Origin of the sequence: Thermus brockianus, assembly GCF_001880325.1 — a bacterium.
GTDB classification, from domain to species: domain Bacteria; phylum Deinococcota; class Deinococci; order Deinococcales; family Thermaceae; genus Thermus; species Thermus brockianus.
On the sequence record NZ_CP016312.1, the window covers coordinates 1,552,540 to 1,570,556 of the forward strand.

At 68.3% G+C, this 18,017-nt stretch carries 12 protein-coding genes and 3 pseudogenes; 5 read left to right on the forward strand and 10 right to left on the reverse strand.

All coding sequences use genetic code 11. The features are described from left to right. Nucleotides 1-14 precede the first annotated feature (14 nt). From A0O31_RS08410 to purD, 5 genes are read left to right on the forward strand one after another with little or no spacing between them, the layout of a single operon-like run. On the forward strand, nucleotides 15-545 hold the full coding sequence (locus tag A0O31_RS08410) for a glycerol-3-phosphate acyltransferase (protein ID WP_071677954.1): 531 nt from the start codon (nucleotides 15-17) through the stop codon (nucleotides 543-545). Between the two features lie 9 nt (nucleotides 546-554). Continuing rightward, nucleotides 555-1,349, forward strand: a complete 795-nt coding sequence (locus A0O31_RS08415) for a fumarylacetoacetate hydrolase family protein (protein WP_071677479.1) — start codon at nucleotides 555-557, stop codon at nucleotides 1,347-1,349. After that, entirely contained in the window at nucleotides 1,343-2,242 is a 900-nt protein-coding gene (locus A0O31_RS08420; protein WP_071677480.1) for an MBL fold metallo-hydrolase, read from the forward strand. Before A0O31_RS08415 ends, A0O31_RS08420 begins: the two co-directional genes overlap by 7 nt. After that, the gene (gene purN / locus A0O31_RS08425; RefSeq protein ID WP_203226790.1) at nucleotides 2,243-3,115 is read left to right on the forward strand and encodes a phosphoribosylglycinamide formyltransferase; all 873 of its coding nucleotides are present in this window, start codon (nucleotides 2,243-2,245) and stop codon (nucleotides 3,113-3,115) included. Further along, on the forward strand, nucleotides 3,112-4,359 hold the full coding sequence (gene purD / locus A0O31_RS08430) for a phosphoribosylamine--glycine ligase (RefSeq protein ID WP_071677481.1): 1,248 nt from the start codon (nucleotides 3,112-3,114) through the stop codon (nucleotides 4,357-4,359). The genes purN and purD overlap by 4 nt, the downstream gene beginning before the upstream one ends. Here the strand turns inward: purD and A0O31_RS08435 are convergent. The 10 genes and pseudogenes from A0O31_RS08435 to A0O31_RS08475 all read right to left on the reverse strand — a co-directional run bounded on the left by A0O31_RS08435 (nucleotide 4,356) and on the right by A0O31_RS08475 (nucleotide 17,951). Further along, entirely contained in the window at nucleotides 4,356-6,245 is a 1,890-nt protein-coding gene (locus tag A0O31_RS08435) for a 3'-5' exonuclease (RefSeq protein ID WP_071677482.1), read from the reverse strand. The two genes, purD and A0O31_RS08435, sit on opposite strands and share 4 nt — an antisense overlap. Then, nucleotides 6,242-6,601, reverse strand: a complete 360-nt coding sequence (locus A0O31_RS08440; RefSeq protein ID WP_071677483.1) for a response regulator transcription factor — start codon at nucleotides 6,599-6,601, stop codon at nucleotides 6,242-6,244. The genes A0O31_RS08435 and A0O31_RS08440 overlap by 4 nt, the downstream gene beginning before the upstream one ends. Then, nucleotides 6,579-9,079 (reverse strand): annotated as a pseudogene (locus A0O31_RS13450) (ATP-binding protein). Before A0O31_RS13450 ends, A0O31_RS08440 begins: the two are co-directional and overlap by 23 nt. Beyond that, nucleotides 9,076-9,252 (reverse strand): hypothetical protein, encoded by a 177-nt coding sequence (locus A0O31_RS12940; RefSeq protein ID WP_203226791.1) that lies wholly within the window; start codon nucleotides 9,250-9,252, stop codon nucleotides 9,076-9,078. Before A0O31_RS12940 ends, A0O31_RS13450 begins: the two are co-directional and overlap by 4 nt. Continuing rightward, on the reverse strand, nucleotides 9,249-10,997 hold the full coding sequence (locus tag A0O31_RS08450) for a putative nucleotidyltransferase substrate binding domain-containing protein (RefSeq protein WP_071677484.1): 1,749 nt from the start codon (nucleotides 10,995-10,997) through the stop codon (nucleotides 9,249-9,251). The genes A0O31_RS12940 and A0O31_RS08450 overlap by 4 nt, the downstream gene beginning before the upstream one ends. Next, nucleotides 10,951-11,322: a hypothetical protein gene (locus A0O31_RS08455; protein ID WP_071677485.1), complete on the reverse strand. Its 372-nt coding sequence runs from the start codon at nucleotides 11,320-11,322 to the stop codon at nucleotides 10,951-10,953. Before A0O31_RS08455 ends, A0O31_RS08450 begins: the two co-directional genes overlap by 47 nt. Nucleotides 11,323-11,359: 37 nt before the next feature. Continuing rightward, nucleotides 11,360-13,102, reverse strand: coding sequence for a sodium:solute symporter family protein (locus tag A0O31_RS08460; RefSeq protein ID WP_071677486.1), 1,743 nt, complete (start codon nucleotides 13,100-13,102; stop codon nucleotides 11,360-11,362). A gap of 9 nt (nucleotides 13,103-13,111) precedes the next feature. Next, nucleotides 13,112-13,360, reverse strand: coding sequence for a DUF4212 domain-containing protein (locus A0O31_RS08465; protein ID WP_071677487.1), 249 nt, complete (start codon nucleotides 13,358-13,360; stop codon nucleotides 13,112-13,114). A gap of 200 nt (nucleotides 13,361-13,560) precedes the next feature. Beyond that, nucleotides 13,561-15,443: pseudogene (gene acs / locus A0O31_RS08470) on the reverse strand (acetate--CoA ligase). Further along, a pseudogene (locus A0O31_RS08475) lies at nucleotides 15,421-17,951 on the reverse strand (AMP-binding protein). Before A0O31_RS08475 ends, acs begins: the two co-directional pseudogenes overlap by 23 nt. Nucleotides 17,952-18,017 lie beyond the last annotated feature (66 nt).

The window sequence follows — 18,017 nt, forward strand, 5'->3', positions numbered from 1 at the left end:
GCAAGAATGGGGGCATGGGGTACGTGCTCTTGGCCTACCTCCTGGGTTCCTTGGTGGGGGGGCTTCTCTTCGTTCCCGAGGTGCGGGGGAAGGACCTTCCGGGGGGTTCTGGGGTTTTCCGGCAGAAGGGGCCCTGGGCTGCGCTTGGGGTGGTGCTCTTTGACGTGGGCAAGGGGGCCTTGGTGGGCCTTTTGACCCCCGAGGCCTGGCGTCCTTGGGCCGGGGCGGCGGTGGTGGCGGGGCACACCTGGCCCCTCTTCTTCCGCTTCCGGGGAGGCGGGGGCATCGCCCCTTCCTTGGGATTTTTTCTGGTATGGTTCCCGCGGGAGGCCCTTCTTTCCGCCCTTTTCGCCCTCTTGGTGGCGGGGGTCTACCACCTCTTTTGGTGGCGGAGGAGGCGGGGGATTTACCCCATCCCCTTTGGGGCCCTTTGGGGTTACCTGGTCTTTTTCCTGCAGGTGCCCGAGGGGGGCCGGCTTGCCGCCTTGCTGGTGGCCGTGGTGATGGCCCTAAGGGGCCTACAAATCCTGAGGGGAAGGTGGTAGCTTTGGGGCATGAAGATCCTGAGGTTTAACGGCGGGCGCTGGGGCATTCTGGAAGGGGAGCTGGTCCTGGAGACGGATGGCCCCGGGGGGAACCCCACGGGCCGGCGCTACGATCTGGCCTCGGTCAGGCTGCTCGTGCCGGCAACCCCCAGCAAGATCGTCTGCGTGGGGCGGAACTACAGGGAGCATATCCGGGAGATGGGGCACGATTTCGGCCACGACCTCCCCAAGGAGCCCGGGCTTTTCCTCAAGGCCCCCAACACCCTGGCCCACCCGGGCAACCCCATGGACCCTTGGAACACGGGGGACGCCGTGCCCTATCCCTTCTTTACCGAGGAGCTCCACTACGAGGGGGAGCTTGCCGTGGTGGTGGGGGACCGCATGCGGAACGTTCCCCCCGAGAAGGCCCTGGACCACGTCCTGGGCTACACGGTGGCCGTGGACATCACCGCCCGGGACGCCCAGAAGAAGGACCTGCAGTGGGTAAGGGCCAAGAGCGCCGATAAGTTCCTGCCCCTGGGGCCTTGGCTGGAAACCGATTTGGACCCGCAAAACGTCTGGATTCGCACCTACGTGAACGGGGAACTCCGGCAGGAGGGACATACCTCAGAGATGATCTTCAGCGTGGCGGAGATCCTTTCCTACATCTCCACCTTCATGACCCTAGAGCCCTTGGACGTGGTCCTCACCGGCACCCCGGAAGGGGTGGGGGCCTTGAAGCCCGGGGACCGCCTCGAGGTGGCGGTGGAAGGGATAGGCACCCTCCACACCCGCATCGGCCCCAAGGAGGCACAGCCGTGGTGAGGGTTTTGGACCTGGGGTTCCAGGGGGTGGAAAGGGTGATCGCCAGCTTCCTCCTGGATACCCCCGTGGGGCCCGTCCTGATAGAAACCGGTCCCGAGAGCACCTACGCCCGCCTGGAGGAGGGGCTCAGGGCCCACGGGGTGGAGCCCGGGGCGGTGCGCCACGTCTTCGTCACCCACATCCACCTGGACCACGCCGGGGCCGCCTGGCGCTTGGCGGAGCTCGGGGCCACGGTCTACGTCCACCCCAAGGGGGCACCCCACCTGGTGGACCCCTCCAGGCTTTTGGCCTCGGCGGAGCGCATCTATGGGGAGCTCCTTAAGCCCCTCTGGGGGGAGCTAAAGGGCATCCCCCCGGAAAGGGTGCGGGTCTTGGGGGACGGGGAGGTGGTGGACCTGGGCGGGGTGAGGGTGCAGGCGTTGGAAACCCTGGGCCACGCCTCCCACCACCACGCCTACCTGGTGGACGGGGTGGTCTTTGCCGGGGACATCGCTGGGGTGCGCATCGCCCCGGGGCCGGTGCTCCCCCCCACACCCCCGCCGGACATCCACCTGGAAAGCTGGTACGCCTCCTTGGACCGCCTCCTTTCCTTGCGCCCTGAGGCCCTTTACCTCACCCACTTTGGGGTTTACCGGGACGTGGAGGCGCACCTTCTCGCCTTGCGCCAGGCCCTGGAGGACTGGGCGGGCTGGACGCTAAGCCGCCTCAGGGAGGGCCTATCCCAAGAGGAGATGACCCGGCGTTTTGAGGCCTACTGGCGGGAGGGCCTGAAGCGGGCGGGGGTGGACGAGGCGGGGATGCGCCTGTACGAGCTCGCCGACCCCCCCTATATGAACCTGCAGGGGCTGGTGCGCTACTGGCAGAAACACCACCCCGAGGCCTTGGAGGGGTAGATGGCCTGGCCCTTTCCCCTGGGCCATAGGGCCCGGATGGCGGTCCTGGCCTCCGGGAGGGGGACGAACCTGCAGGCCCTCCTGGAGGCCTTCCCCCCTGGGAACCCCTTAGGGGAGGTGGTCCTGGTCCTTTCCGACAACCCCGAGGCCCCCGCCCTGGAGCGGGCCAGGAGGCGGGGGGTGCGGGCGGAGGCCCTCCCCTGGCGGGGGCGGAAGGCCTTTGAGGGGGAGGCCCAGGCCCTCCTGCGGGCCATGGGGGTGGACGTGGTCCTCCTCGCCGGCTTCATGCGCCTCCTCTCCCCGGGTTTCGTGGAGGCGTGGTACGGCCGCCTCCTCAACATCCACCCCTCCCTTCTCCCCGCCTATCCCGGCCTCCACGTGCACCGGCGGGTCCTCGAGGCTGGGGAAAAGGAGACGGGCTCCACGGTCCACTTCGTGGACCAGGGGGTGGACACGGGGCCCATCGTCCTCCAGGGGCGGGTGCCCATCCTCCCCGGGGACGGGGAGGCGGAGGTGGAGGCCCGGGTCCTGCGCCTGGAGCACTGGCTCTATCCCAGGGCGGTGCGCCTGCTCCTTTTAGGCCTGGCCCGGCCCCCCGAGGCCTTTGGGGAGCTGCGGGGGGCGCTTTACGCCCTGCCCCCAGGGGAGCGCGCCCTTTCCGCCCGGGCCCTTGCCGCCCTGGCCCTTTGGGGGAAGGAAAGCCTTTGGCCCGAGGCCCTTGCCGCTTCCCGGAACCCTTGGGTCCGGGGGGCTTGGCTCCTCGCCCATCTCCTCGCCGCGCCCCACCTGCCCCTGCGGGAGGAGCTCGCCGCCTTGCCCGAGGTGGGAGGGGCGGCCCTGGCGCTTTGGGAGCGGGTAGAATCCCCTCTATGAGGGTCCTGGTGGTGGGCAGCGGGGGGCGGGAGCACGCCCTCCTTTGGAAGGCGGCGCAAAGCCCCCTTGTGGAGAAGCTTTACGCCGCCCCCGGCAACGCCGGGATGGCGGCCTTGGCGGAGCTCGTTCCCTGGAATGGGGACGTGGAGGCCTTGGCGGAATGGGCCTTGGCCGAGGGCATAGACCTCACCCTGGTGGGCCCCGAGGCTCCCCTGGTGGAGGGGATTGCCGACGCCTTCTTGGAGCGGGGCCTGAAGATCTTCGGCCCCACGCAAAAGGCGGCCATGATTGAGGGCTCCAAGGCCTTCGCCAAGGAGCTTATGCAGCGCCACGGCATCCCCACGGCCCGCTACCGGGTCTTCACCGAGGCCCTCGAGGCCCTGGAGTACCTGGAGGAGGTGGGGGTGCCCATCGTGGTGAAGGACTCGGGGCTCGCCGCCGGCAAGGGGGTCACGGTGGCCTTTGACCTGCACCAGGCCAAGCAGGCGGTCCTAAACCTCCTCTCGGGCCCCGAAGGGGGGGAGGTGGTCATTGAGGAATACCTGGAAGGGGAGGAGGCCACGGTCCTGGCCCTAACCGATGGGGAAACCATCCTGCCCCTCCTTCCCTCCCAGGACCACAAGCGCCTTTTGGACGGGGACCAGGGCCCCATGACCGGGGGGATGGGGGCGGTGGCCCCGTACCCCATGGACCCCGCCACCCTGCGCCGGGTGGAGGAGGAGATCCTGAAGCCCTTGATCCGGGGCCTCCGGGCGGAGGGGGTGGTCTACCGGGGGGTGGTCTACGCCGGGCTCATGCTCACCCGGGAGGGCCCCAAGGTCCTGGAGTTCAACGCCCGCTTCGGCGACCCCGAGGCGCAGGCGGTCCTTCCCCTTCTGCAAAACGACCTGGTGGAGCTCGCCCTTAAGGTGGCCGAGGGGAGGCTTGCGGGAACCGGGCTTTCCTGGAAGGAAGGGGCCGCCGCCTGCGTGGTCCTGGCCGCCCCCGGCTACCCCGAGTCCCCCAAAAAGGGCATCCCCCTCCACGTGCCCGAGCCCCCGGAAGGGGTCCTGGTCTTCCATGCGGGCACCCGGTGGGAGGGGGGGCGGCTTGTGAGCGCCGGGGGTAGGGTGCTGAACCTGGTGGGCCTGGGGCAGGACCTAGAGGAGGCTTTGGCCCGGGCCTACGCCTTCGTCCCCCAGGTGGGCTTCCCGGGGGCGGTTTACCGGAAGGACATCGGGCGGAGGGCCCTTAGGGCCCGCTAGTACTTGAGCCGGGCCAAGGGAAGCCTTTGGCAGGCGGCGAGCACCGCCCCTAGGGTGGCGTAGCCCCGTTCCTTCAGGAGGGGCACCATGCGGGCGAAGACCTCGGCGGTCATGAGGGCGTCCCCGAGGGCGGTGTGCCGTCCCAGGACGGGGACCCCGAAGCGCTCCGCTAAGGCCTCGAGGCGGTGGTCCTTGAGGTCGGGGAAGAGGAGGTGGGCGAGGAGGAGGGTGTCCACCAAAGGGGGCTCCCCCACCCCCACCTTCCGCAGGAAGGCCAGGTCAAAGGCCCCGTTGTGGGCCAGGAGCACCGTGTCCTCCAGGAAGGCCTTGAAGGCGGGGAGGACCTCTTCCAGCTTGGGCTTGCCCTTGAGCATCTCCCAGGTGAGGCCGTGGACCTCGGTGGCCGCCTGGGGAATGGGCCGCCCCGGGTCCACCAGGGCTTCAAAGGTTTCCTGGTAGAGCACCTTCCGCCCCAGGACGTGCACCGCCCCCAGGGCGACGATGGCGTCCTTTCCCGGGTCCAGCCCCGTGGTTTCCAGGTCAAAGGCGGTGTAGAGCAGGCCCTCCAAGGGGGCTTCCTCCAGGGCCTCGGGCACCTGGAGAAGGGCGGGGTCCACCACCTCGGCCCGGGGCGGGGGTCCTTTGGGGAGGGGGGTGCTTGGGGCTTCCCTGGCCGGCAGGAGGAGGTGGAGCCGGCTCCCCTCCCGCCAAAGGCTTCCCAGGCCGGCCTCCACCGCCTCCTGCAGGAGGGGGTGGGGCTTCGGGGCGGGGTGGGGGAAGCTTAGGGTGAGGCGGAAGAGGTTCCCCTGCCGTTCCCCTTCCAGGAAGACCTCCTCTTCCTCGCGCAAGGTGGCGGCAAGCCCCCGGGCCAGGGCGTAGGTGTCCGCCTGCACCAAAAGCCCCTCGGCCCCTTCCTTTAGGGAAAACCCTGGGGAAAGCCCCGCCTCCCGCTCCAGGGCCTCCGCCAACAGGGGAAGGAGGTCTTCCGCCCGCACCTCCTCCGCCCGCGCCGGGGCCTTGAGCGCCTCCACCAGGCGGGAAAGGGCCTCCGCCGTGGCCCGGGCCTGGCGGAGGAGGGGGGCGAGGGCCCCGGGGGCTTCCCCTTCCAGCACCTCCACCAGGGCCTTCAGGCCCGCCATCTTATCCTTGAGCGCATGGAGGGCTTCCCCCTCGAGGCCCCCCTCCTCCTTGGGCCTTTCCAAGAGGAGCAAAAAGCCCGCCTCTCCCCTTAGGGGCACCGCCTGGAGGCGCAAGGGCCCCGTGGGGCCCTGGGCCAGGAAGCGTTCCTCGGGAAGGGCCAGGGCGTGGGCAAGAAGCCCCCGGTCCAGGAGGCCAAAGAGGCTTTTGCCCGCCCCAAGCCCCTCCCCGAGGAGCCCGCGCGCCGGGGGGTTGTAGAGGAGGACCTGGCCCTTGGGGTTTGCCAGGACCACCCCTTGGGGCAGGTGGGCGATGAGGGCCCCCAGAACCTCCCGTTCCCGCTCCAGGAGGGCTTTGGCCTCGGCGATGCGGGCCTCCACCTCCTTTTCTAAAGCCTCCTTTTCCTCGGCCAGGCGGTTGATGAGCCTGGCCAGGGCCTGGAGCTCAAAGGGTCCTCTAAGGCGCAGGCGGTGGCCGGGGTTGGCCAGGAGGACCTCCGCCTCCTGGCCCAGGGCCCGGGTGGCGGCCAGGTACCCGAGGAAGAGGGGGTGGAGGAGGGCGGCCAGCACCAGGGCGAAGAGGAGGCCTAGGAAGAGGAGGAGGAAGGCCTTCTCCTGGGCCACCCGGAGAAGCTCCCGTGCGAGCTCCTCTTCCCCCTGGAGGAGGAGGAAAAGCCCTGCCCCCACCGTTCCCCCCACCAGGAGGAGGCCCAAGAGGAGGGCGCCCAGAAAGCGCAAGGCCTCCCTCATGCTCCCTCCAAAAGCCGCCCCACCGCCTGCAGGAAGTCCTCCGTGGCGAAGGGCTTACCCAAATACGCTTCCGCCCCCAAGGCCTCCGCCTTGGCCCGGTCCGCCTCCCGGCCCCGGGCGGTGAGGACTAGGACCTTGGGGGGGTCTGGACGGGCCTTTAGCCGCTCCAAAACGGCGAAGCCGTCTAGGCCAGGAAGCATCAGGTCTAAGACCACCAGGTCAAAGGGGCCCGTTTCCAAGGCCCTTAGGGCCTCCTCTCCCGTTTTGGCCAGGCCCACCTCGTACCCCGCCTTGCGCAAGAGGAACTCCAAGGGCACCAGGATGCTCTCCTCGTCATCCACCAAAAGAATCCGCATCCACCACCTCCAAGGGCAGGGTGAAGGCGAAGGCCCCGCCTTCCCCTTCCTCCAGGTAAACCCGCCCCCCCAAGGCCTCGGCGAGCCGTCGCGCCAGGTAAAGCCCGAGCCCCGTGCCTCCCGAAAGGCTTTGGAAGGGTTCAAACACCAGGTGCCGCGCCTCCTTGGGTACCCCAGGGCCATCGTCCAGGACGCGGAAAAGCGCCTCCTGGCCCTTTGGGATGAGCTCCAGGCGCACCCGGCTTTGGGCGTGGCGCACGGCGTTGGTGAGGAGGTTGAGGAGCACCTGGAGCGCCCTATCCCGGTCGGTGAGGGTGGCGATGGGGGCCAGGCTACCTTCCAGTCTAATGCCCCTTTCCTGGGCCAAGGGCGTCACCAGGCCCAAGGCCTCCTCCGCCAAGGCTTTGAGGTCCGTGGGCCTCTTCTCTAGGGAAGGCCCCGCCTGGAGCCTCGTGTAGGCCAAAACCTCCTCCACCAGCCGGGAAAGCCTTGCCGCTTCCTTGGCCAGGAGGGCGGTGAAGCGGCTCCTTTCCGCCTCCGGGAGGTCCGGGTGGTCCCTGAGGATTTCCGCCAGGGCCCGCACGGCGGTGAGGGGGGTCTTGAGCTCGTGGGAGACCGCCCAAAGGAGCTCGTCCTTGGCCTGGTCCAGGGCCTTGAGCCGCTCGTAAGCCTCGGCGAGCTCCCGCCTCGCCGCTTCCAGGGCCTGGGCGTAGGCCCGCACCTCCTTGGACTCCCGGGCCGCCTCCTCCAGGAGGGGGGCGTAGCCCTCCTCCCCGGGGGCCTTTTGGGTGACGGAGAGGAGGAGGAGCCTCGCCGTGGCCGGGCCGATGGCGGAGGAGAGGAGGGCTTCGGCCCTTAAGGCGGCCTCCCTTCCCGAAAGCCCCTGGGCCTCCTGGAGGAAGCCCTCCGCCGCCTCCCGGCCCAAAACCCTTTCCAAAAGGGCGGCAAGCTCCCGGACCTCCCCGGTGCGCCCTTCCCGTTGGGGCCTTTCCCGGCTGAAGAGGGAGACGCCCAAGGTGAGGGCCAGGTTTACCCCAAGGCTCACCAGGAAGCCGTGGGTGATGGGGTCCAGGCCCTTGAGGCCCAAAAGCCTCTCTGGGCTTAGAAGGGGGTGGGGGCCTTCCAGGAAGGCCTCAGGGAGCCAGCCCGAGCGGGCCAGGGCGGGCAGGAAGAGGGTGTAGGTCCAAAGGAGGATGCCCGCCACAAGCCCGGCCAAGGCTCCCTTCTGCGTGGCCCCCCTCCAGAAAAGCCCCAGAAGCCCCGCCGGGGCCAGCTGGGCCACGGCCGCGAAGGAGATGAGCCCCATGCCCACCAGGGCGTAGGCCTCCCCCGCCAGGCGGAAGTAGAGGTAGGCGAGGAGCATCACCAGGAGGATGGCGAGCCTTCGCCAAAGGAGGAGGCTTCCCAGGGCGCGGTAGCGCAGGAGGAGGGGGGAGAGGAGGTGGTTGGAGATGAGGATGGAAAGGGCAAGCCCCTCCACCACCACCATGGCCGTGGCGGCGGAAACCGCCCCCAGGAAGGCCAGGAAGGCCAGCAGGGGGCTTCCCGCGAGGAGGGGTAGGGCGAGGACGTAGAGGTCGGGGTTTTCCTCGGGGAGGAGGAGCCTTCCCCAAAGGGCCAAGGGCAGGATGGGCAGGTTGATGAGGAGGAGGTAAAGGGGGAAGGCCCAGGCGGCCTGGGGCAGGTGGCGGGGGTCTTGGTTTTCCACCACCGCCACGTGGAACTGCCGGGGCAGGAAAAGGAAGGCGAGGCCGGAGAGGAAGACCAGGCTCACCCAGGCCAGGTGCCCGGAAAGCCGCTCGGGGGGCAGGAGGAGGGGGTGAAGGTGGGGCCGGGCCTGGGCCAGGGGGAAAGGGTTTCCTAGGCTAAGGAGGACGAGGGCACCCACCAGGAGGAGGGCGAGGAGCTTCACCAACGACTCAAAGGCCACCGCCAAGACCAGGCCCGGGTGGCGCTCGGAAGGGTCCAGGCGGCGGGTGCCGAAGAGGATGGCGAAGAGGGCGAGGAGGAGGGCGGTGAGGAGGGCCACGTCCGCCAAAGGGGCCTTCTCCCCGCTCAGGAAGAGGAAGGCCTGGGCGATGGCCTTAAGCTGCAGGGCGAGGTACGGCAGGAGCCCCACCACCAGAAACCCCGCCGCCAAAGGGGCCAGGACCCCGGGGCCGTAGCGGAGGTGGAGGAGGTCCGCCCAGGAGGTGAGGCGGTGGGTTTTGGCCAGGGCGAGGAGCCTCCCGTGGAGCCAGGGCCAGAGGAGGAGGACCAGGGTGGGGCCCAGGTAGATGGGGAGGAAGGTGGCCCCCTCGGTGGCCGCCCGGCCGGCGCTTCCCAGGAAGGTCCAGGCGGTGGCGTAGACCGCCAGGGAGAGGGCGTAGGCCCAGGGCCCCTTGGCCCACCTGCCCCCCTTCCCTCCCCCCAGAGGGCCACCAGGAAGAGGAGGCCGAGGTAGAGGAAAAGGCCGAGGAGGAGCGCCCAAGGGTTCATGGCCGGCGGAAGAGGAAGCGGGCCAGGAGGACCACCAGGGCCCAGGCCCCGAAGAGGTAAAGGTAAAGGGGAGGAAGTCCCAAAGGCCCCTCTGCCTCCCGGAAGAGGAGGCCAAAGGGCAGGGTGAAGAGGAAAAGGGCCAGGAGGAAGAGGGCGAAGGCTTTCTCCTTCATCGCAGCTGGAAGCGGCCTGCCGTGCTTTCCTGGACCTCCTGGATGGCTCTAAAGCCTTCCAAGGCCCGCCTTTTCTCCCCAGGGGAGAGGGCGGCCCAGAGCACCCGGTTCTCCACGGGCCTCCCCTCCCGGAAGGCCTTGAGCTGGTGGGCGAGCCGAAGGCCGAAGAAGAAGCGGAAGGCTTCCTCCAGCCTTTCCGCCCCATCCCGGCTTAGCGTCCCCGCCTCCACCGCCGCCCTTAGCCTTTCCACCGTGCCCCTGGCGGGGCTTCCCGCCAGGAGGGCGTAAAGCCTGGCCAGGGCCACGATGGGGGCGAGGGCCGAGCGCTTGAGGTCTATGAAGCCTTCTTCCGTGCGCACCCGGCCGAGGAAGCCCAAAGGGGGGCGGAACTCCAGGCTCGCCCGGGCCAGGTGGTAGAGGAAGACCCCCCGCTTGGCCCCTTCCAGGATGGCTTCCTCCAAGGGGCTTAGGGAAAGCGCCCCGGCGGCGCTCCGGAAGTCAAAGAAGATCTGGGTTTCCAGAAGGGCCTGGGGCTCGGGGGCCTCCATGAAGCGGCGGAAGGTGGCGATCCAGTCCGCCAAGGGCATGCGCCAGCGGGTGGCCATGTACCCCCCCTTGCACTCGGGGATCCCCGCCTGCAAAAGCCCCCCCACCACCCGCTCCGCCAGGGCCTGGAAGTAGGCCTCGTGCCCCCTTTCCGCCAGGACCAGGGCGTTGTCCTGGTCGGTGAGGAGGGCTTGCTCCCTTCGGCCTTCCGAGCCGAAGACCATGAAGCTATAGGGGATGGGAGGGGGCCCTAGGGCGGTTTCCGCCTCCTTTAGGAGGCGGCGGATGAGGGCGTCGTTCAAGGAGGCTACCACCCGGCCTATCTCCAGGGCCTCGAGGCCCTTTTGGAAAAGCCCCTCCACCAGGTGGGCCACCTCGGCGCTGTAGCGGGCGAGCTCCAAGCGCTCAATCCGCCTCAAGAGGAGCAGGGGGTTTTGCGCCTGGTGGAGGAGGAGGTCCGTGTGGGTCACCACCCCCACGATCCTCCCCCCCTCCAGCAGGGGTAGGTGGTGGATGCCCCGCTCCACCATGGCCGCCACCGCCTCGTAGAGGGGGGTATCCGCCGGCAGGGCGAAGAGGGGTGCGGTCATCACCGCCGCCACGGGCGTGGAGGGGGGAAGGCCTTCCGCCAGCACCCGGTTTCTCAGGTCGCGGTCCGTGAGGATGCCGGGGGGTTCGGAAGCCACCAGGAGGCTGCTGATGCCTTCTTCCCGCATCCTCCTTGCCGCCTCCTGCACCGGGGCGTTGGGCGGGATGAAAACGGGCTCCCGCCGCACGAGCCGCCCCACCGGGGCGAAGAGGGAGAGGTCCGGAAGGGACCGCAAGCGGATCCGCTCCGCCAAGCCCTGCCCGAAAAAGCGGGCGGCCTCGGGGTGGGCGAGAAGCTTGCGGAAACTGGCCTCGGGAAACCGGAGGAGGCGCACCGGGGTCTTGGCCACCACGCCAAAGGCAGGGGGTTCTTGGGCCAGGAGGGAGGGGAACCCAAAAAACTCCCCGGGCCCCAAGGTGTCCACCTCCCTTTCCCCGTCCCAAAGGGCCACCTCGCCTTCCAGGACCAAGTAGACCGCTTGGGCGGGTTTTCCGCCCTGTTCCAGGAAGGGGGTGCCCGGAGGGTGGCGCTCCTCCCTGGCCTCCTGGAGAAGGGCTTCCCGTTCAGCCTCGGGAAGGGCGTTCAGGGGTGGGACCGTTCTTGGGTCCATAGTCCGGGGTGAGCCAGGCGAGGAGGGGCACCACAAGGTAGAGGGCCACTTGGGCTTGGAAGAGGAGCATGAGCCCGATGCCCAGCATAAAAGCGGGGGGTAGGAGGACAAAGAGCCGTACCACGCGCCCTATGCCTGGCGGGGGAAGGGGCCAAAGCCTGTGGTATACCGCCCCTAGCCCTACCCCAAGCCCTGCTCCCAGGGCGAGCTGGATGAGGGTAGCCGGGGTGGGGAAAGGAAGGGCGAGGAGGTAGTGGCCCGTGAGGTAGAAGCCGAATAGGGCCAGAAGGCTTCCCAGGTAAAACCGCAGGTAAAGAAGGAACATAGAAATATCTTAGGGGGGCCGAAGCCCCCCGTGCCAGCTAGTGCTCTGCTGCCTGGCCTGCCCCTTTGGGAATGCGGATTTCCTCCACCAGGTGCTGGATATGTTCAGGTGGGGGCGGGGTGGCCCGAGACACCACGTAAGCCACGATGAAGTTGAGGATCATCCCAATCACCCCCACGCCTTCAGCGCTGATGCCCCAGAGGTTGGGAATGACGGGAGCGGGGGCGCCGAAGATCTGTGGCGCCCGCATCATCCCGATCATGACAGCCGTGAAGATGAGGCCCACCAGGATGCCAGCGATAGCCCCTTCCCGGTTCATGCGCTTGTCAAAAATGCCGAGCAGGATGGCGGGGAAGAGGCTTGAAGCGGCAAGGCCGAAGGCGAAGGCCACCACCTGGGCCACGAAACCCGGCGGGTTCACCCCAAAGTAACCGGCCAGAATCACCGCCAGAAGGATCACGATGCGCCCGGCCAAAAGCCGCTGCGCCTCCGTGGCGTTGGGGCGGAAAATGCGGTAATAGATGTCGTGGGAGATGGCGCTGGACATGGCAAGGAGAAGGCCCGCTGCCGTGGAGAGCGCCGCTGCTAAACCGCCTGCTGCCACCAGGGCGATGACGAAGGGGGACAGCCGGGCCACCTCCGGCGTGGAGAGGACGATGATGTCGTTGTCGATGTGGACCTCGTTCTTGCTCTTCTCGTCCGGGGTGTTGAAGTCGGGCCGGCCTCCCTTGAGGGCGAAGGCCCGCCCTGGGGCCACGGTGACCTTCCCGTCCCCGTCCTTGTCCACAAAGGCCAAAAGCTTGGTCTTCTCCCACTTGGCCACCCAGTCAATCTGCCGCACCTCCTCCAGGGTTTTGCCGTGCAGCGTGGAGATTAGGTTGTAGCGGGCGAAGGCCGCGAGGGCAGGGGCGGTGGTGTAGAGGAGGGCGATGAAAAGGAGGGCCCACCCGGCGGAGTAGCGGGCGGAGCGAACGTCGGGCACGGTGTAGAAGCGAATGATCACGTGGGGGAGGCCGGCGGTGCCCACCATCAGGGCCAGGGTGATGGCCAGAATGTCAATCATGGGCTTCCCCTGGAAGGGCTTGGTGTACTCGGTGAAGCCCAGGTCCACCTGGATCTGGTTGAGCCGGTTCACCAGGTCGCTGAAGGTGAAGGCCAGTTGGGGGATGGGGTTGCCCGTGAGCTGGTTGGCGATGGCGATGGCGGGGATCAGGTAGGCGATGATGAGGACCGTGTACTGGGCCACCTGGGTCCAGGTGATGCCCTTCATGCCGCCCAGCACGGCGAAGAAGGCCACCACCGCCACGCCGATGATAACCCCGGTAGCGATGTCCACCTGGAGGAAGCGGCTAAAGACGATGCCAACGCCCCGCATCTGTCCCGCCACGTAGGTGAGGGAGATGAAGATGGTGGCGATGGCGGCCACGGCCCGGGCGGTGTGGGAGTAGTAGCGGTCGCCGATAAAGTCGGGCACCGTGTACTTCCCGTACTTGCGGAGGTAGGGGGCAAGGAGCAGGGCCAGGAGCACGTAACCCCCGGTCCAGCCCATGAGGTAGACCGCCCCGTCGTAGCCCATGGAGGAGATGAGGCCCGCCATGGAGATGAAGCTGGCGGCGGACATCCAGTCGGCGGCGGTGGCGGCCCCGTTGGCAATGGCGGGCACGCCCCTGCCGGCCACGTAGAATCCGGCGGTTTCCCGCACCCTCGAGGCGTACCCAATGTAGATGTAAAGGGCGAAGGTGATACCTACAATGAGATAGGTCCAAGCCTCAACGCTCATGCTCCCTCCTTACTCATGCACGCCGTACTGACGGTCCAGTTGGTCCATCTTCCAGGCGTAGTAGAAGATCAGGATGACGAAGACGTAAATGCTTCCCTGTTGGGCGAACCAGAAGCCCAAAGGAAGCCCTCCTAGGCGAATCCCGTTGAGGGGTTCCACCAGGAGGATGCCGAAGACATACGAAACCAGGGCCCAGACGATGAGCAGGTTCCGTATGAGCGCGGTGTTGGCCTTCCAGTACCCTTCCAGCTGGTTCATAACTCCCTCCCCCGCTTGGGAAGCGCCAAAGCGCCTCCGGGCCACAGGCTTCCCTCGCGGTTAGCGGCAATCTTAGGGAAGGATGAGGGGGGTGTCAAGAAACGGAGGCTTTGCGACCATGCGCAAAAGCCGGGATTTTCTCCTGGGTCATGGGAAGGCAAAACCCACCCCCTCGAGGGGGTGGGACATGGGAGGACGGGTTATTCCTCCAAGGTGGAAAGGTCCCCTGGGTCCTTGCCCAGCTCCTGGGCCTTCAAGAGGCGGCGCAGGATCTTGCCCGAGCGCGTCTTGGGGAGCTTGTCCAGGAAAACCACCTCGCCCGGCGTGGCGATGGGCCCGAGCTCCCGGCGCACGTGCTGAATGATGGTCTCCTTAAGCTCCTCTGAAGGGGTTTGCCCGGCGCGCAGCACCACAAAGGCCTTGATGGCCTCCCCCTTGAGGGGGTCCGGCACCCCGATGACCGCCGCCTCCGCCACCGCTGGGTGGGAAACCAGGGCGCTTTCCACGTCCGCGGTGCCAATGCGGTGTCCGGCCACGTTCAGGACATCGTCCGCCCGGCCTAGGACGCTGAAGTAGCCCTCCTCGTCTTGGCTGGCCACGTCCCCGGCAGCGTAGACCCCTCCCGGGACCTCCCGCCAGTACTGCAGGTAGCGCTCGTGGTTGCCCCAGACGGTGCGCATCATGTGGGGGAAGGGCCTTCTGAGCACCAAAAGCCCCCCCTGCCCCCGGGGGACGGGCTTTCCCTCCTCGTCCACCACCAGGGCCTCCACCCCCGGCAGGGGCACCCCCACGAAGCCGGGCTTGGCGGGGAGGGTGAGGGGCGTGCCCAGGGTGGGCCCGCCCAGCTCCGTCTGCCACCAGTTGTCCGCCACAAAGCCCCGCCTGCCCTCCTCCACCAGGTGGGTGTAGGCCCAGCGCAAGGCCTCGGGGTTTAGGGGCTCGCCCGCCACGGCGATAAGGCGCAAGGAGGAGAGATCGTGCTTCTTGGGCCACTCGGGGCCGTACTTCATGAAAAGCCGCACCGCCGTGGGGGCGGTGAACATCACGTTCACCCGGTACCGCTCCACCACCCCCAGAAGGCCCCGGGGTCGGGGTAGTCCGGGGCCCCTTCCCGGAGGAGGGAGGTGATGCCTTCCAGCAGGGGGGCGTAGACGATGTAGGAGTGGCCCACGATCCAGCCGATGTCGCTGGTGGCCCAGAAGACGTCGTCGTCCTTCACGTCAAAGAAGGTGCGCAGGTGGTAGGTGGTGCCCACCATGTAGCCCCCGTGGACGTGGACCACCCCCTTGGGTTTGCCCGTGGAGCCCGAGGTGTAGAGGATGAAGAGGGGGTGTTCCGCCCCCACCATCTCCGCCCGGGCCTCTGGGGGGGTGTTCCAGAGGAGCTCGTGGAAGTCGTAATGCCCCTGGGGAAGCTCCGCCCGGTAGGCCCTTTGGAACCAGATGACCTCGAGGGGAAGGTCCTTAATCGCCTCCTCCACAATGGACCGGAGGTCCACCCCCTTGCCCCTGCGGTAGCTCACGTCCCCGGCGATGAGGAGCTTGGCCCCGGCGTCCAGGATGCGCTCCCTTAGGGCCGCCACCCCGAGCCCGGCGTAGACCACGCTGTGGATGGCCCCCAGGTAGGCCACGGCCAGCATGGCGATGATCCCTTCCAGGGTGAGGGGCATGTAGACCACCACCCGGTCCCCCTTGCCCACCCCAAGCCGCCTGAGCGCCGTGGCCAGGCGGCGCACCCGGTCCAAGAGTTCCCCGTAGGTGAGCTTCTCTTCCCGGCCGTCTTCGGCGAGGTAGAGGAGGGCTACCTTGTTCCTAAGGCCCCGTTCCACGTTGCGCTCCAAGGCGTTGTAGACGGCGTTGGTGGTCCCTTCCAAGAACCACCGGTGCTCGGGGAGGTTCCACTCCAGGACCTTCTGGAAGGGCTTCTCCCAGTAGAACCGCTTCGCCCACGCTCCCCAGAAACCCTCGGGGTCTTCCAGGCTCCGCCGGTACTCCGCAGCGAAGTCCTTCAGGTTGGCCGCCTGCCGCAGGGGCTCTGGGGCCCAAAGCCGCTCCTCCGTCCTAAGAAGCTTTTCCACCGCCATAGGTATCCTCCAGTCCCGAGGTATCCCCCGGGTCTAAGCCCAAGAGTTCCGCCTTGAGAAGCCGCCTCAGGATCTTGCCGCTCCGGGTGCGGGGGAGGCTTTCGGCGAAGAGGACCCGGGGCGGGGGCACAGGGCCCAGGTGGCGCAGGAGGTGGGCCTTGAGCTTTTCCGCCAGGAGGGGTTTGAGCTCCTCGGGCACCGCTTGCTTGGGCACCACGAAGACCACGATCTCCTCCCCTTCCTCCCCCGGCACCCCGATGGCCGCCGCCTCCGCCACCTGGGGGTGGGTGAGGGCGGCGGCTTCCACCTCGGCGGTGCCGAGCCTGGCCTCCCCCACCTTGATCACCTCCTCGGAGCGGCCCAGGATGCGGAAGTACCCCTCCTCGTCCATCACCGCCAGGTCCCCGGTCCAGTAAAGCCCCCCCTGCCAGGGGCTTTCCCCCCCAGGAGGTCCACCATCTGGGCGGGGCCCGCCCGGAGGAGGACCAGGTGCCCCTTGGCCCCTGGCGGGAGGACCTCCCCCCGTTCGTCCACCACCCGGGCCTCCACCCCCGGCAGGGGCACCCCCACGAAGCCCGGCTTGGCGGGGAGGGCAAGGGGGGTGGCGAGGGCCGGGGCCCCCAGCTCCGTCTGCCACCAGTTGTCCAGGGGCCAGGCCAGGTTTTCCCGGGTCCAGCGCCACACCTCCGGGGACAAGGCCTCCCCCACGCTCCCCACCAGGCGCAGGCGCGTGGGCCGCGCCTCCCCGTGGCGCCTTAGGGTGCGGAGCAGGGTGGGGGAGGTGAGGAGGACATCCACCCCAAGGCGGGACAGGCGCTGGTAGAAGGCGGCGGGGCTCGGGTGGTCCGGCCGGTCCTCCACGAGGAGGGTCGTCCCCCCTAGGAACAGGGGGGCGTAGAGGCCGAAGGAGTGGCCCACCACCCAGAAGAGGTCAGCGGTGGTGTGGAAGACCTCCCCTGGCTTCAGGTCAAAGAGGTACCGGAGGGCCCAGGCCACCCCTACCATGTACCCCCCGTGGCCGTGGACCACCCCCTTGGGCTTTCCCGTGGAGCCCGAGGTGTGGAGGAGGAAAAGGGGGTGATGGGCGGGCACGGGTACGGGGTCCACGGGCTTTGCTTCCGAAACCCTTTCCCAAAACTCCGTGTTCCCCCGCGCGTGCCAAAGCACGGGGAGGTCTAGCCCCGCTATAGCCGCCTCCACCACGGGGCGCAAGGGGACCCGTTGCCCCCTGCGGTAGTAGCCGTCGGCGGCGAGGAGAAGGCGGGCTTGGCTTTGGCGTAGCCTTTCCCTCAGGGCCTCGGGCCCGAGGCCCACGGGCAGGGCCACGTGCACCGCGCCGATGCGGGCTAAGGCCAAAAGGGCTAGGGCGGCCTCGGCCCCTGTGGGCATGTAGAGGGCCACCCGGTCCCCCGGCCGGATCCCTAGGTCCCAAAGGAGGCCCGCCAGGCGGGCGGAGAGTTCCTGGAGTTCCCGGTAGGTCCACTTTTCCAGGCGCCCTTCCCCGTCCAGGGTGAGGAGGGCCACCTGCTGGGCCTTTGCCGGGAGGTGGCGGTCTAGGGCGTTTAGGGCGGCGTTGGTGAGCCCCCCTTGGAACCAGCGGCGGGTTTCGGGATCGTAGGCCTTTTCCCAGGGCCTTTCCCAGAAGAACTCCCGGGCGAAGGGGCCGAAGAAGCCCTCGGGGTCCTCGAGGGCCTCCCGGTAGGCGGCGGCGAAGTCCTGCAGGTTGGCCTGCTCCTGGAGCCCTGCGGGAGGGGTTATCACCTCCACCCGGAAACTCGCCTCCGGGGGCGGGGCGAGGCTTGGGGGCTCGGGGGGCTTGAGGTAAGGGGAAACCTGGGCCACCTCGGAAAGGGCCCGGGCCAGGCGGCTAAAGGCGAAGGGGAAGCGCCGGGCCGGCACCACCACGCCCAGGGCCCCAAGGAGCTTCCCCCCTGGGCCAAAAAGGGGGGCGGCCAGGGCGGAAAGCCCCGGGGCGTACTCCTCCATCTCCGCCGCCAGGCCCGACTCCCGCACCCGCTTGAGCTCCTCCTCCAGGGCCAGGGGGTCCGTGAGGGTGTAGGGGGTGCGGGGGCGGAGGGGGGGAAGGGGCAGGGCGCCAAAGGCCAAAAGCACCTTGCCCAAGGCCAGGGCATGGACCTCCTCGGGAAGGCTTTCCCCCAGGGGATGGGGTTGGCCCTGGCGCCCCCGGGTCTTTAGCCTCACCCCTTCGGGGGTGAGGAGGGCCAGGTAGCACCTTTCCCGCGTGCGCAGGTAAAGCTCCTCCAGGGCCTCTTCCAAGGGCGTGGTCTCCACCCGGAGGGGTTTGGCGCTTCCCAAGCGGTAGCCCTTTTCCCCTTTAACGGCGAAGCCTTCCTCCACCAGGCTGTTGAGGAGGGCGTAGGCGGTGGAGAGGCTTTTGCCCAGGAGGCGGGCCACCTCCTTCACCTCCACCCCCTCGGGGTGCTCCGCCAGATAGGCCAGGATGCGCAGGGCGGCCTGGACGGTGGAAAGGCTTCGCCTCTTGGCCATTTGCCTCCATCTTGCCCTTGGCAGGGCCCTCCCTGTCAAGAAAGGGGGCCTTTGGCAAATGGTGAA

What these genes read in the sequence shown, in the direction of transcription:
- A0O31_RS08465 (WP_071677487.1), bottom strand. Translation starts at nt 13,360, where the DNA reads ATGAACCAGCTGGAAGGGTACTGGAAGGCCAACACCGCGCTCATACGG.
- A0O31_RS08450 (WP_071677484.1), bottom strand. Translation starts at nt 10,997, where the DNA reads ATGGACCCAAGAACGGTCCCACCCCTGAACGCCCTTCCCGAGGCTGAA.
- A0O31_RS08435 (WP_071677482.1), bottom strand. Translation starts at nt 6,245, where the DNA reads ATGAGGGAGGCCTTGCGCTTTCTGGGCGCCCTCCTCTTGGGCCTCCTC.
- A0O31_RS08440 (WP_071677483.1), bottom strand. Translation starts at nt 6,601, where the DNA reads ATGCGGATTCTTTTGGTGGATGACGAGGAGAGCATCCTGGTGCCCTTG.
- purN (WP_203226790.1), top strand. Translation starts at nt 2,243, where the DNA reads ATGGCCTGGCCCTTTCCCCTGGGCCATAGGGCCCGGATGGCGGTCCTG.
- A0O31_RS08410 (WP_071677954.1), top strand. Translation starts at nt 15, where the DNA reads ATGGGGTACGTGCTCTTGGCCTACCTCCTGGGTTCCTTGGTGGGGGGG.
- A0O31_RS08455 (WP_071677485.1), bottom strand. Translation starts at nt 11,322, where the DNA reads ATGTTCCTTCTTTACCTGCGGTTTTACCTGGGAAGCCTTCTGGCCCTA.
- A0O31_RS08415 (WP_071677479.1), top strand. Translation starts at nt 555, where the DNA reads ATGAAGATCCTGAGGTTTAACGGCGGGCGCTGGGGCATTCTGGAAGGG.
- purD (WP_071677481.1), top strand. Translation starts at nt 3,112, where the DNA reads ATGAGGGTCCTGGTGGTGGGCAGCGGGGGGCGGGAGCACGCCCTCCTT.
- A0O31_RS12940 (WP_203226791.1), bottom strand. Translation starts at nt 9,252, where the DNA reads ATGAAGGAGAAAGCCTTCGCCCTCTTCCTCCTGGCCCTTTTCCTCTTC.
- A0O31_RS08460 (WP_071677486.1), bottom strand. Translation starts at nt 13,102, where the DNA reads ATGAGCGTTGAGGCTTGGACCTATCTCATTGTAGGTATCACCTTCGCC.